The organism is Pseudidiomarina aestuarii, assembly GCF_048263735.1.
GTDB classification, from domain to species: domain Bacteria; phylum Pseudomonadota; class Gammaproteobacteria; order Enterobacterales; family Alteromonadaceae; genus Pseudidiomarina; species Pseudidiomarina aestuarii_B.
Genome location: NZ_JBLXDX010000004.1, coordinates 222040 through 234721 on the forward strand (window position 1 = coordinate 222040; position 12682 = coordinate 234721).

General features: G+C 49.3%; 12 protein-coding genes and 2 tRNA genes. 8 read left to right on the top strand and 6 right to left on the bottom strand.

Translation table 11 applies throughout. From position 1 onward, the window contains the following. Nucleotides 1–50: 50 nt before the first annotated feature. A complete protein-coding gene (locus ACN0S4_RS10665) occupies nt 51–284 on the bottom strand; it encodes a SlyX family protein (RefSeq protein WP_417657659.1) in 234 nt (77 codons plus the stop codon). 86 nt (nt 285–370) lie between these two features. Between ACN0S4_RS10665 and ACN0S4_RS10670 the strand changes: the two genes are divergently transcribed. Further along, nucleotides 371–1150 carry an FKBP-type peptidyl-prolyl cis-trans isomerase gene (locus ACN0S4_RS10670; RefSeq protein ID WP_417657660.1) on the top strand — a complete coding sequence of 260 codons (780 nt, stop codon included), beginning with the start codon at nt 371–373 and terminating at the stop codon, nt 1148–1150. A 64-nt stretch (nt 1151–1214) separates the two neighbouring features. Here the strand turns inward: ACN0S4_RS10670 and rsd are convergent, their stop codons facing one another. Then, nucleotides 1215–1703 carry a sigma D regulator gene (gene rsd, locus ACN0S4_RS10675; protein ID WP_417657661.1) on the bottom strand — a complete coding sequence of 163 codons (489 nt, stop codon included), beginning with the start codon at nt 1701–1703 and terminating at the stop codon, nt 1215–1217. A gap of 111 nt (nt 1704–1814) precedes the next feature. On the opposite strand from rsd, the gene nudC reads away from it, so the two are divergent. From nudC to ACN0S4_RS10695, 4 genes are all read left to right on the top strand, one after another. After that, complete coding sequence (nudC, locus tag ACN0S4_RS10680; protein WP_417657662.1) at nt 1815–2645, top strand: NAD(+) diphosphatase; 831 nt, start codon at nt 1815–1817, stop codon at nt 2643–2645. A gap of 38 nt (nt 2646–2683) precedes the next feature. Then, nucleotides 2684–3760: a uroporphyrinogen decarboxylase gene (gene hemE, locus ACN0S4_RS10685; protein WP_417657663.1), complete on the top strand. Its 1077-nt coding sequence runs from the start codon at nt 2684–2686 to the stop codon at nt 3758–3760. 121 nt (nt 3761–3881) lie between these two features. After that, nucleotides 3882–4937 (top strand): efflux RND transporter periplasmic adaptor subunit, encoded by a 1056-nt coding sequence (locus ACN0S4_RS10690; RefSeq protein WP_417657664.1) that lies wholly within the window; start codon nt 3882–3884, stop codon nt 4935–4937. A 3-nt stretch (nt 4938–4940) separates the two neighbouring features. Further along, a complete protein-coding gene (locus ACN0S4_RS10695; protein WP_417657665.1) occupies nt 4941–8030 on the top strand; it encodes an efflux RND transporter permease subunit in 3090 nt (1029 codons plus the stop codon). A 5-nt stretch (nt 8031–8035) separates the two neighbouring features. On the opposite strand, the gene ACN0S4_RS10700 is transcribed toward ACN0S4_RS10695, so the two are convergent. Genes ACN0S4_RS10700 through rsgA form a run of 3 tightly spaced genes read right to left on the bottom strand, consistent with a single transcriptional unit; the run spans nt 8036 to nt 10698 of the window. Beyond that, on the bottom strand, nt 8036–8764 hold the full coding sequence (locus ACN0S4_RS10700; protein WP_417657666.1) for a glycerophosphodiester phosphodiesterase: 729 nt from the start codon (nt 8762–8764) through the stop codon (nt 8036–8038). Further along, nucleotides 8765–9640: an archaetidylserine decarboxylase gene (asd, locus tag ACN0S4_RS10705; RefSeq protein WP_417657667.1), complete on the bottom strand. Its 876-nt coding sequence runs from the start codon at nt 9638–9640 to the stop codon at nt 8765–8767. Then, nucleotides 9637–10698: a small ribosomal subunit biogenesis GTPase RsgA gene (gene rsgA / locus ACN0S4_RS10710; protein ID WP_417657668.1), complete on the bottom strand. Its 1062-nt coding sequence runs from the start codon at nt 10696–10698 to the stop codon at nt 9637–9639. Before rsgA ends, asd begins: the two co-directional genes overlap by 4 nt. 121 nt (nt 10699–10819) lie before the next feature. Here rsgA and orn point away from each other — a divergent pair, with 121 nt between their 5' ends. The 3 genes from orn to ACN0S4_RS10725 all read left to right on the top strand — a co-directional run bounded on the left by orn (nt 10820) and on the right by ACN0S4_RS10725 (nt 11624). After that, nucleotides 10820–11374 (top strand): oligoribonuclease, encoded by a 555-nt coding sequence (gene orn / locus ACN0S4_RS10715; RefSeq protein WP_417657669.1) that lies wholly within the window; start codon nt 10820–10822, stop codon nt 11372–11374. Between the two features lie 76 nt (nt 11375–11450). Beyond that, a tRNA-Gly gene (locus ACN0S4_RS10720) sits at nt 11451–11526 on the top strand. Nucleotides 11527–11548: 22 nt separating this feature from the next. Further along, a tRNA-Gly gene (locus ACN0S4_RS10725) sits at nt 11549–11624 on the top strand. 22 nt (nt 11625–11646) lie between these two features. Here ACN0S4_RS10725 and ACN0S4_RS10730 read toward each other — a convergent pair. Then, entirely contained in the window at nt 11647–12681 is a 1035-nt protein-coding gene (locus ACN0S4_RS10730; protein ID WP_417657670.1) for a CNNM domain-containing protein, read from the bottom strand. Nucleotide 12682: the final 1 nt, after the last annotated feature.

A 12682-nucleotide genomic window follows, 5' to 3' on the forward strand; every position in this document is an offset into this window, starting at 1 on the left:
GAATCCTCCGAAAAGTGGACTACATGTTATACGGGCTCAGTCGCTTTTGATCAATAGTGCGGTGGAATCTCCGCGGCAGGGTCTTGCGAATCATCATTACCACGTTCTTGAATTTGCTGAAATTTCTCTATCAGCAACGCCATTTTACGCTGCAACATTTGCAACTCATCGTTGTGACTGGTGACGAGTTGGTTCAATGAGGCAATTTCATCTTCCTGAAACGCTAGCTGACTTTCCAGTTGTGTAAGTCTCTCGTTAAACTCGTCTTCTTTTTGAGCTGCCATAGGCAAACACCCTTCTTTATGTGTAGTATAGTGACCGCAGCGAATTACAACCTACTCTCATACAGAATTCAATGATGGAGATGTACATGAAGCAATTAGTTAAGCCATTTGTTCTGACTGCTTTAGCAGTGGCAATTGTTGGCTGTAGTAAACCAGAACCTTATCCAGTTAGCGAAGTAGAACCGACCGAAGAACGCGACCGCATGGCCTATGCGTTGGGTTCATCCGTAGGTACTTTTGTCGCGACCAATTTAACAAACCAAGAAGAAGCTGAATTCGTTTTAGATCGTCAGTTAGTTATTGCAGGCTTTGTCGACTCATTGAAAGCTGAATCAAAAATCAGCCAAGAAGATGCCGAAGCTCTGTTGACGCAAATGCAAGAAATGGTTGTCGAGCAACGTCAGCAAGTGATTGGCGGCAAAGCACAAGCCGAAGGCGAAGCATACCTTGCTGAAAACGCCAAAAAAGAAGGCGTGATGGTTACTGAATCAGGCCTGCAATATGAAGTCATCAGTGCTGCGCCAGACGATGCTCCAAAACCAGTAGCAACCGACATTGTCGAAGTTCACTACGAAGGCACGCTGATTGACGGCGAAGTATTTGACAGCTCATTCGAGCGCGGCGAACCCGCTGTTTTCCCACTGAATCGTGTGATTGCGGGCTGGACCGAAGGCGTTCAGTTGATGGGTGTTGGCTCCAAGTATCGCTTCGTGATCCCAGCGAACTTAGCTTACGGTGAGCGCGAAGTTGGTGGTGGCATGATTCCACCAAACTCAACACTCATTTTTGAAGTGGAGTTGTTGGATATTGTTGAACAAGAAGAAGCTGAAATGCCAGCTGCCGAAGTTCAATCAGAAGGTAACTAATCAGTTACCCAGAAAATAAAAAACCAGCTCACTGAGCTGGTTTTTTATTGGCTTTCTATGGCTGTTACGATTGGTTATCGACGACCAGCAATTCATGCTGATCAAGAGCCGCCAATAAACGATCTTCAAACTCCATGCGTAACTCTAACGCTTCGCCCAGCGATGACAACTCACGATCAAAATTCTTCAGATCGGACCGTTCATCGCGTTCGCTGTAACGATCATTGAAGTCGAGCGCTATTTCCGTCGTGTCGCTGATTAATGGAAACAGTTCGTTGGCAATATCACGCGTACTTTGCGGCGCTTTATCGGTTGACTCAATAATCTGGTCGTAGATTTCAAAGTGTCCGGCAGAAATATAATCCATGAGCATGCCGCAAAAATTACGCACGTCCGCTAGCGCAGGCAATGCCTGACTCTCTCGCTCGTATGGCGGTAAGCCCGCTAACTTAAAGTATTCAATTAGCAAGTCTTGACGTGCATGCAGCCAGGTGTCGATTGATTTATGAGCACCACCCCAGCGTTGCTTTGCTTGCTCGTTCCTTTCTAGCATTCGATTCTCCTGTCAGAACATAGTGTTCAACATACTGATGATGCTAAGCTATCGTCAACCGTTTTCGCTCAGAATAATCGTAAAAGAGCATGTACCTGTGAGTCGAATCAGATGAATAAACCGTATCAACGCCCAGCTGCCGACGAACCCGCGTGGTGGTTCATAGTGGCAGGCGGCGAGATCATCCTCGAACGAGGCGAATCTTTACCTCCACACGGCATCTTGAATCAAATTCCGATGCCGGACCTGAGTGATTATAAAGTGGTCTACCTTGGCGAACTTCGGGAGCGGAACTGTTACCTGATTTTGGCCGACTACGGCGATACGCAATTTGCTGAACTGGGCGAATTTGGCAACGTTCGCGACATACTGCTACAAGGTGATGAAGAGTTATTTGCAGTAGCTGCTCGCGCCAAGCAATTCAACGAGTTTCTCCTGACCCATAGATTTTGTGGTCGTTGTGGTACGCGTATGCAAGCGGTCGATTGGGAATTAGCGATGCATTGCCACAGTTGCCAGCATCGTTGCTACCCGCGCATTTCACCGTGCATTATTGTTGCCATTCGAAAAGGCAACCAAGTACTTCTCGCACGCGGCAAGCGTCACCCAGAGGGATTGTTTTCAGTTCTCGCCGGTTTTGTCGAATCGGGTGAAACGCTGGAGCAAACACTCGCTCGAGAAGTGATGGAAGAAGCAGGTGTGGAAATTAACAACATCGAATACATTGCCAGTCAGTCGTGGCCCTTCCCACACTCATTGATGATAGGGTTTATCGCTGAGTGGGAAGCAGGTGAAATTCACCTCGATCCATTCGAATTGGAAGAGGGCGATTGGTTTCCGATTGATGCGTTACCGCGGGTGCCACCGCAAGGAACCATCGCGTATAAGTTAATCGATTCCCTCAAACGGAAAATTGAGCAGGAAACCACCGGCGAAGATTGATAGAATGCGCGCCATTCAGCGACGAGACGAGATTTAGCATGAGCTTAAGCAAACCAGCCCTACAGAATGATGTCTATCTGCGTGCTTTGATGCGCGAGCCGACCGAACGCACGCCTATTTGGATGATGCGCCAGGCTGGACGTTATTTGCCAGAATACAAGGCTACCCGGGCGCATGCTGGTGACTTTATGAGCCTGTGCAAGAATGCAGAGTTGGCCTGTGAAGTGACCATGCAACCGCTACGCCGTTTCCCTCTTGATGCCGCGATTCTATTCTCAGATATCTTAACGATTCCCGATGCGATGGGCTTAGGTTTGTATTTTGAAGCAGGCGAAGGCCCGCGCTTCGAACGACCTTTGCGTGACCACCGCGCGGTCGAAAATCTGGGCATACCAGACCCAGAGCAAGAGCTTCGTTATGTCACTGATGCTGTGCGTACTATCCGCCACGAACTCGGTGGCAAAGTGCCACTGATCGGATTTTCTGGCAGTCCGTGGACGCTCGCGACATACATGGTCGAGGGTGGTAGCACCAAGAATTTTAGTGTCGTGAAAAAGATGCTATTTGCCGAACCAAAAACCATGCACTTATTGCTCGATAAGCTCGCTGATTCAGTCATCCTGTATTTGAATGCGCAAATTGCTGCGGGTGCGCAAGCCGTGATGGTATTTGATACTTGGGGTGGCGTACTTAGTCCGCGCGATTATCGTGAGTTTAGCCTCGCCTACATGAAGAAAATTGTGGCTGGTTTAACGCGTCATGCTGATGGCCGTGCCGTACCTGTCACGTTGTTTACCAAAGGTGGTGGCGCTTGGCTGGCGGATATGGCAGCAACCGGCTGTGATGCTCTGGGTGTCGATTGGACCACAGATATGGGCGCCGCGCGGCAGTTGGTTCAAGACCAAGTAGCATTGCAAGGAAACATGGATCCGAGCGTGTTGTACGCATCACCACAACGCATTGAAAAAGAAGTCGCCACCATTCTAGCGAGTTATGGCAAAGGACACGGTCATGTCTTTAACTTAGGGCATGGAATTCATCCTGAAGTGAACCCTGATCATGCGGGTGCATTTATTGAAGCGGTCCATAAATTGAGTCCTGCCTACCACCGTTGATCCTTATTTGCGGTAAACCCCGTTTAATGAGCGTTAAGCGGGGCTGCCCTTGGTGCATGCTGCGTTACAATAAACCTAGTTTATTCTCACCCAAGCCTACAGCGCAGTAACCGAGGATTATATGTCGAAACGGAACCTCTTCAATCCAGTGACCATCTTTGCTGTCATCATTGCCGCCGCAGCAGCCTATTTGCTTTTGATTCACGAGCCAGCGATTGAAGAAGAACGCCCACAAGAAGCAGTTCCAGTGCGTGTCCAAGCCGTTCAAATGAGTGAGTACCGCGATACCATTGAAGCTTTAGGTACCGCGCAAGCTAACGAATCTATTGTAGTAACAGCACAAGCCCAAGATATCGTGACTGCCGTTTATTTTGACGATGGTGAGGTAGTTGAGGCTGGTCAGTTATTAGTAGAACTGGACTCACGGGAAGAAACTGCACGGGTACAAGAACTCAAGTTTCGTCTTGCTGAGGCGAATCGGCAGTACCAACGTATACTTGATTTATCTCGGTCCAATGCGGCATCACAACAACAGCTTGAAGCACAAGATGTCTTGGTTAAAGAGACCATTGCTGCACTCGAAGTGGCAGAAACACAATTAGCTCAGAAACGTATCACAGCGCCTTTCGGCGGCCGTTTAGGGATTCGTAATGTCAGCGTAGGCTCGTTGGTATCGCCAGGACAAGAAATCACCACGCTTGATGACATCACGCCAATTAAATTAGATTTTAATGTCCCTGAATTATTTTTCGCTAGCATCCAAGTTGGACAAACAGTTGCAGCCCGCAGTGGCGCCTATCCTGGCGAGGAGTTTACCGGAGAAATTCGTGGCATCGACTCTCGTGTCGATCCGCTTACGCGTTCTATTTTAGTTCGCGCACTTATCCCAAATGAAACCATTAAATTGCGGCCCGGTATGCTGCTGCGTGTAAGCCTACTGCGCAGTGTCGACGAAACTATTATTGTTCCTGAGAAGGCGATCGTTCCGATGCAGGACCGTCACTACGTTTATGTGGTCGGAGATGACAATATCGCCACGCAAACTGAGGTGACAATTGGCCGTAGGAAACCTGGCATTGTTGAGGTGTTAGGCGGTATTCAACCCGGCCAACAAATCGTCACAGAGGGAATTGTGCGGCTACGCGACGGCGTTACTGTAACTGTGCGGGAGGGCTAAGCCATGTTTCTCTCTGATGTTTCGGTCAAACGTCCGGTCTTTGCTTCAGTCGTTAATATCCTACTGATTGTTTTCGGTATTGTGTGTTTCACAATGCTGCCATTGCGTGAATACCCCGATATTGATCCACCTGTAGTGTCTATCGATACGGACTACAACGGTGCGTCGGCGGAAATTGTCGAAACGCAAATTACCCAAATCATTGAAGATCGCATCAGTGGTATCGAGGGTATTAAAAATATTAATTCGAGCAGCCGCAACGGTCGTTCGAGTATTAATATCGAGTTTACCCTCAATCGCGACATCGATGCTGCAGCCAATGACGTTCGTGATCGCGTGTCACGAGTGCTCGATAATCTTCCTGAGCAAGTCGATCCACCGGAAGTCTCCAAGGCGAACTCCGACGAGAGTACCGTGGTGTGGTACAACCTGCGCAGTGAGAGTATGACGGTACTCGAACTCACCGATTATGCCGATCGTTACATTGTCGATCGTCTCTCTGTTGTGGACGGTGTGGCACGTGTGAACCTCGGCGGTGAACGCCGCTACGCGATGCGAATCTGGCTCGACCGTGACGCGATGGCGGCTCGGAACATCACTGTTACTGACGTTGAAAATAAACTCCGCTCAGAAAATGTGGAATTACCTGCAGGTGAGGTCGAGTCGGTTGACCGCGAGTTCTCCGTTCGAGTGGCGCGAACCTACTTAACACCGAATGACTTCCGGCGACTGAGTATCGCTCGCGGTGACACCGGGCAACTCGTTCGTCTAGGGGAAATAGCGCGCGTCGAAATGGACGCCGAAAACGACAAAACCGATTTCCGTGGCAACGGTATCAACATGATTGGTATCGGCATTATCAAGCAATCGAAAGCGAATACGCTCGATGTTGTTGAGAATGTTCAAAACGCGATAGGTTTGATCGAAGAAACGTTACCGGAAACTATGTTTATCGTGCCGAGTTATGACTCGTCGATATTCATCAAAGGCTCCATTGACGAGGTCTACAACACACTGGGAATCGCGATCGGTCTCGTTATTGTGGTGATCTATCTATTCCTCGGGAATGTTCGAGCTACGTTAATTCCAACGCTCACGGTACCGGTCGCTATCATCGCATCCTATATTGCTTTGTTTGCCATGGGCTTCTCGATCAACTTACTGACATTGCTCGCGTTGGTACTCGCCATTGGTTTGGTGGTGGATGACTCCATCGTAGTGTTGGAGAACATCTATCGAAGGGTCGAGGAAGGTGAGCCGCCGCTCCTTGCAGCGTATCGCGGTGCCCGCGAAGTAGGTTTTGCCGTAGTCGCGACCACACTTGTCTTGATCTCGGTATTCGTCCCGTTAGCGTTTTTGGATGGTAATATTGGACAGCTCTTCACGGAGTTTGCGCTCGCTATTGCGGCGGCTGTGTTCTTCTCCAGTATCGCGGCGCTCACCTTATCGCCCATGCTCAGCTCGAAAATTCTGAAGAAGCGTGAGCGTTCGAGTGCATTGGGTCGCAACATCGATCGCGTGTTCAAATGGGTCGAAGCTGGTTACGTCCGCGTGCTGAAGCGTACGTTGGCATTCCCAAGCATGGCAGTATTGCTGATTGTTGCTGCCAGTGCGTTATCGTTCGGCCTAGTCAAACTCATCCCGCAAGAATTTGTGCCGCCAGAAGATCGCGGTACCTTCTTTGTGATGGTGCGTGGCGCGGAAGGCTCAAGTTTTGAATCAAACTCCGCTCATATGAGTGAAATCGAACAAATTTTACTGCCTTATATCGATGAAGGAAAAATCGACCGCTTAATTATCCGAGCACCAGGTTGGGGTGACTCTGCAGGTATGGCGATTGTTGGTGCAGTACCTTTTGATCAGCGTGATTGGTCGACGTTCGACTTAATGGATGAAGTATCTAAGAAGTTAAACGACGTGACCGGTGTTCGAGCCTTTGGCTTTATGCGCAGCGGTATTAGCGGCGGTAATGGTCGTCCGGTGCAGTTTGTGCTGCAAGGAAACACCTACGAGCAGCTCGCGGCTTATCGAGATGTGGTTATCGAGGAAGCTAGTAAAAATCCGAACCTGCTCGATCTAGACAGTGATTTCAAACAAACCTTGCCGCAGTTATTGATTCGTATCGACCAAGAACGAGCCTCTGATCTCGGCGTGTCGGTCGGCGATATCGGACGTACCTTAGAGACGATGTTAGGACAACGTCGCGCGACGACTTATTTGGATCGCGGCGAAGAATACGATGTTATTTTGGAAGGTGAACGCTCGGATTACCGCAGTCCTGGCGCCATTGATAACATCTATGTGCGCTCACAGGCTACCCAAGAGCTGATCCCGCTATCTAACCTCGTGACGATTGAAGAGCAGGCGACCTCGGCTCGTTTGAACCGCTACAATCGCATGCGGAGTATTACCATTGAGGCCAACCTTGCTGAAGGCTATCCAATTGGCGAGGCGCTGGCTTACTTAGAGAATATCGTTGCGGAGAAGCTTCCTGATGATGTCTCAATTGACTACAAAGGTGAGTCACAGCTCTATAAAGAGAGTGGTAGCTCGGTCATCTTCGTATTTATTCTTGCCTTGCTCATAGCGTACTTAGTGTTGGCGGCTCAATTTGAGAGCTTTATTCATCCATTGGTGATTATGCTGATGGTGCCATTGGCTTTCTTGGGGGCTGTTATTGGTCTGTATGTGTTTGACCAAAGTCTCAATATCTATAGCCAAATTGGTATCGTGATGTTGATAGGTCTAGCCGCTAAGAACGGTATTTTGATCGTTGAGTTTGCGAATCAGTTACGTGACCAAGGCATTGATTTTGATGATGCAGTAGTTCGCGCGGCTCAGCAGCGGCTGCGACCGATTATTATGACGGCATTTACCACCTTGATGAGCGCAATGCCACTGATATTGGGTAGCGGGCCTGGTTCAGAGAGTCGCATGGTTATAGGCTTGGTCATATTCTGCGGGGTGGCATTGTCAGCATTCTTGACGATCTTCGTCATTCCGTCACTCTACTCATTGCTGGCGCGCAACACAGGCTCACCTGAACAATTGGCGCAAGAGCTAGCAGAGCTCGAACTCAAACATCCGAAATAGCTGAGTTACCCGTCGCGCAGGCTTTCGTGCGGTGCGACGGGTAATTGCTCCAGAATATTACGAGCAAGCCGCGGATGATTGGTAAAAATACCATCCACTCCCATTGCCTTCAAATCGCGAATGTCTTCAGGTTCATCGACCGTAAATACCCAAACCAGTAGCCCTCGAGCATGCGCATCTGCGACAAATTCAGGGGTGACAAAATCAACATCAATATGGACTGAATACGCCTCGAGCTCGCTGGCAAAACGCGCATATGCGAGAGGACAGGCGGTGGTTAATGCACCAATACGCTGCTCCGGGTGGTCTTGCTTGAGTTGTTGTAACCAATGATGGTTGAAACTTGAAACAATCAATTGTTCCGGTTGGAAGTTATAGGCGGCGACGGCATGGCGTAGATGCTTGGTGAGTCCACGCGCAATGTCTGCACCTTTCAACTCAACGTTGACAGTGCAGCGTCCGTTAATGAATTCGAGTGCTTCACTGAGTGTCGGAATCGATTGCTGACTAAACACTTTCATTTGCTTGAGTTCAGCTAAGGAGCAGTCCAACAGGCGACCGGGACTTGCCGTAAGGCGTTGTAGGTAACGATCGTGGAAGACTATCCAGTCGTCTTGAATGGGGAAGACATCTATTTCAATGCCATCAGCTTGCGCATCGAGTGCCCGCCCAAACGCTGCCAGGGTATTTTCTGGCGCTTCAAAGCTGGCACCGCGATGCGCGACGATAAACATTTAATCGTCAGACTCACGCTTACCGAGAACACCACCCATGCGAGTGACGGTGCCAGGTTCGAGATCGTCGGCAAACTCGATGGTGTCTTCAGGGAACAGTAAGACCACAGTAGAGCCGAGTTTGAAGTGTCCCATTTCTTCGCCTTTGCGCAACTTAATGGCTTGGTCACCACTGGCTGGATAGTCCCAACTATGCACATTCGGGCCGGTTGGTGGGGTCACAGTACCCGCCCAAACAGTGCCGATACTGGCAACAATAGTCGCTCCCACCAACACCATCGCGAACTTACCAAAATCAGCTTCGAAAATAGCGATAACGCGTTCGTTACGGGCAAATAAATTAGGCACATTCGCTACTGTAAGCGGATTTACTGAGAACAAATCACCCGGCACATAAATCATTTTCCGTAACACACCGTCGCAGGGCATGTGCAGACGATGGTAATCTTTTGGCGCCAAATAAATAGTCGCAAAGTCACCATCGCGGAAGGCATGACCATCACGTACATCACCGCCAAGTAATTCAGTGAGGCTGTAGTCGTGACCTTTCGCTTGAAAGATACGGCCGTCCTCAATATCACCCAATTGGCTCACAGACCCATCAACTGGGTGCGCAAATTGGTCGTCAGCGGCGGCTTCTAAAGGGCGCAGTTCCGGTTTCAAATAGCGCGTGAAGAACTCGTTGAAGGTGCTGTAATCACGCGGGTTTTCGTAAACCGCTTCGGACATATCGATACGGTATTGTTTAATAAACCAACGGATAAATAGCTGCGTGAACCAGCCGGCTCGGGCTGCGGCAAACTTACCTACCAGTCGCGACAACAAATGTTTCGGTGTCGCATACTGCAACTGGATTTTGAATTTATCCCAATTCACGTTTTATCACCTCGAGATGTAGCTCGAATCGGCTTCTTCAGCGTCATCGATTCAATAATACGATGGAAATTGTACAACCGAGCTTCAGCGAGATCACCTGTTGCAACGGCCTCTTGTAGAGCACAGCCTGGATCATCCATGTGCTTACAATCGCGAAACTTACATAACCCTAAGAATGGGCGAAAATCGATAAAACACCAAGCGACTCGCTCCGGCTCGAGATGCCAGAGTGCGAATTCGCGAATGCCAGGCGAGTCGATTAGAACGCCACCTTGCGGTAACACATAACGTGTTGCAACCGTTGTGGTATGTTGGCCCAAGCCAGAGTTCTCCGAAATGATGTTCACTTCGGCATCAATGTCTGGCAACAGCGCATTGACTAAAGACGACTTACCGACACCTGATTGCCCGACCACAATGGAGACCTGATTCTGCAGCAATTGGTGCAATTCAGACATTCCCTGTTGCGCTTTCGCGCTAACTTGCAGTACGCGATAACCGATTCGTTTATAGAGCGCCAGTGCTTCGGTAATGTGCTCCAACAGTTCGGGTTCAATATCAGCCAACAAATCGGCTTTGTTCAGCACAATGACCGGCTCGATATCAATGTCTTCGCAAGCAACTAAGTAGCGATCGATGATTTGCGTCGAGAATGCGGGTAGTACACTGGTGACCACCAAAATCTGATCAATATTGGCTGCAACCGGCTTTACGCCGTCATAATAATCCGGCCGACTCAATAACGAACGACGTGGCTGCACTGCCTCAATAACTGCTGCAACACTGTCTTCAGCTTGCTGAGCTAAACGGCGCCAGACTACTTCGTCGCCACAAACCAGTGACTCGACGGTGCGGCGAATGTGACAACGTACCGTTTCACCAGATTCGCTGGCAATAATGGCTTGTTGACCAAAACGACTGATGACAACCCCAGATTCAGCCGAACCTGTGGTAGCATCCACTACATCACGTTCCAACTCTGCTTGATGCAGCCGTTTGGTTTGATTGGCGCGCACGCGGCGCAATTGCCCTTTATTTAATCGTCGCTGTTTGGTCACTCGGAATCACATGGTTGCAATAAAAGCGGTTTTTAACACTGGATCGGATCATACATTATTCAGCACAATAGCGCCTGAACTTAATTGTAACGGCTCGACCGATAACTGAAAGGAATTTGCTATGCCTGCAAGCGCCGAACGTCTCATTTGGATTGATTTGGAAATGACGGGTCTGGATCCAGATCACGATCACATTATCGAAATCGCGACCATTATTACCGATTATGACTTAACGGTTCTGGCAGAAGGTCCGGTGCGCGCAGTCCACCAGCCACAAGCCCATCTGGACAAAATGGATGACTGGAATGTGCGCACGCATACCGCGTCTGGTCTGGTGCAGCGGGTACAGTCAAGCCAACTCAATGATGCCGCAGCTGAGCAAGAGACGTTAGCCTTTTTGGCGCAGTGGTGCACACCTGGTAGCTCGCCGATGTGCGGCAATAGCATCTGCCAAGATCGGCGCTTTTTAGCTCGTTACATGCCGGAACTGGAACGTTTCTTCCATTATCGCAATCTAGACGTCAGTACCGTAAAACAGTTGGCGAAATATTGGGCACCGGAAGTGGCTGCTGGCATTAAAAAACAGGGAGCGCATACGGCACTTGCGGATATTCGTGAGTCTATTGAAGAGTTGCGCTACTACCGCGCCCACTTTTTCAGCACTCAAGCGCAATAACCGTAAAAAGCGGTTGCAAAGCCCACTGAATTCAGTAAAATTCGCCTCCGTTACATAAAGTGACAGCGAAATGAATGCGAGAATAGCTCAGCTGGTAGAGCACAACCTTGCCAAGGTTGGGGTCGCGAGTTCGAATCTCGTTTCTCGCTCCAATTTCGCCCTCACGTAAGCATTGCGAGAATAGCTCAGCTGGTAGAGCACAACCTTGCCAAGGTTGGGGTCGCGAGTTCGAATCTCGTTTCTCGCTCCAAATACTGAAACCCTGAAAGCGTTTAGCTCTCAGGGTTTTTTGTTGGCTCTGGTTTAAGACGCTTACCCCAACGTTGCTGCGCATAACGCCGCAAGCTCGGGATGGTGTCGGTCTCATCCATAATGGGCTGGCCGAGAATAGTCTCGATGATGTCTTCTAATGTCAGCAAACCCAACCAACTGCCGTGCTCATCGTACACTACAGCCATATGCTGACGGCTTTGCAAGAACTGCGTCATGACAGTCTCGACATCCACATACTCAGAAACCACTTCGATAGGTCGAGTTAACTCAGAAACCTGCTTATCAGATTCGCTCTCTAACGCCTCATTACGCAGAATGAGACCATGTGGCTCTTCATCTGCATCAATGACCGGAAAACGCGAATAAGGCAGCGATTTAACGCGGTACAAGAACTCACTAATCGTTTCATCAGGACGCACCGATTCGCACACCGTTCTCGGTGTCATCACGTCACGTACACGAATAGTGTGTAAGTCCAAAATATTGCTAATGACACGACGTTCATCCGCATCAATAATGTCTTGTTCGTTGCCCAGAGTCGCCAGCGCTTTGATCTCGGAGCGCACATCAATATCGGGTTCACCGCCACCAATTTGTTTGGTCAATTTATCGGACAACCAAATGAAAGGCCGCAGCGACAGAATCATGAAGTTCAGAATTGCGGGTAAAAATGGGGCTAAACTGCGCCAAAACTTCGCTCCGATGGTTTTTGGAACGATTTCTGACAGCACTAAAATAAGAATCGTCATGACGGCGGATGCAATGGCGAGATAGCCATCACCAAAAACGACACCCACTTGTGCACCAACACCAGCGGCGCCGGCCGTGTGGGCAACAGTATTCAACGTGAGGATGGCCGCTAAAGGGCGGTCGATATTATTTTTCAGTGCTTGTAAGCGCTGGTGTAAGCGCGGGCGTTCAGATTTGAGCTGGGCAACATAACTCGGTGTGATGGAGAGCAATGCCGCTTCCAATATTGAACAAATAAACGAAACACCGATAGCAACAACAGCAAAAACGATCAGCAAAAACATG

Bases quoted from the DNA above. Each gene is read 5' to 3' on its own strand.
- ACN0S4_RS10665 (WP_417657659.1), bottom strand. From the start codon at position 284: ATGGCAGCTCAAAAAGAAGACGAGTTTAACGAGAGACTTACACAACTG.
- ACN0S4_RS10670 (WP_417657660.1), top strand. From the start codon at position 371: ATGAAGCAATTAGTTAAGCCATTTGTTCTGACTGCTTTAGCAGTGGCA.
- rsd (WP_417657661.1), bottom strand. From the start codon at position 1,703: ATGCTAGAAAGGAACGAGCAAGCAAAGCAACGCTGGGGTGGTGCTCAT.
- nudC (WP_417657662.1), top strand. From the start codon at position 1,815: ATGAATAAACCGTATCAACGCCCAGCTGCCGACGAACCCGCGTGGTGG.
- hemE (WP_417657663.1), top strand. From the start codon at position 2,684: ATGAGCTTAAGCAAACCAGCCCTACAGAATGATGTCTATCTGCGTGCT.
- ACN0S4_RS10690 (WP_417657664.1), top strand. From the start codon at position 3,882: ATGTCGAAACGGAACCTCTTCAATCCAGTGACCATCTTTGCTGTCATC.
- ACN0S4_RS10695 (WP_417657665.1), top strand. From the start codon at position 4,941: ATGTTTCTCTCTGATGTTTCGGTCAAACGTCCGGTCTTTGCTTCAGTC.
- ACN0S4_RS10700 (WP_417657666.1), bottom strand. From the start codon at position 8,764: ATGTTTATCGTCGCGCATCGCGGTGCCAGCTTTGAAGCGCCAGAAAAT.
- orn (WP_417657669.1), top strand. From the start codon at position 10,820: ATGCCTGCAAGCGCCGAACGTCTCATTTGGATTGATTTGGAAATGACG.
- ACN0S4_RS10730 (WP_417657670.1), bottom strand. From the start codon at position 12,681: ATGTTTTTGCTGATCGTTTTTGCTGTTGTTGCTATCGGTGTTTCGTTT.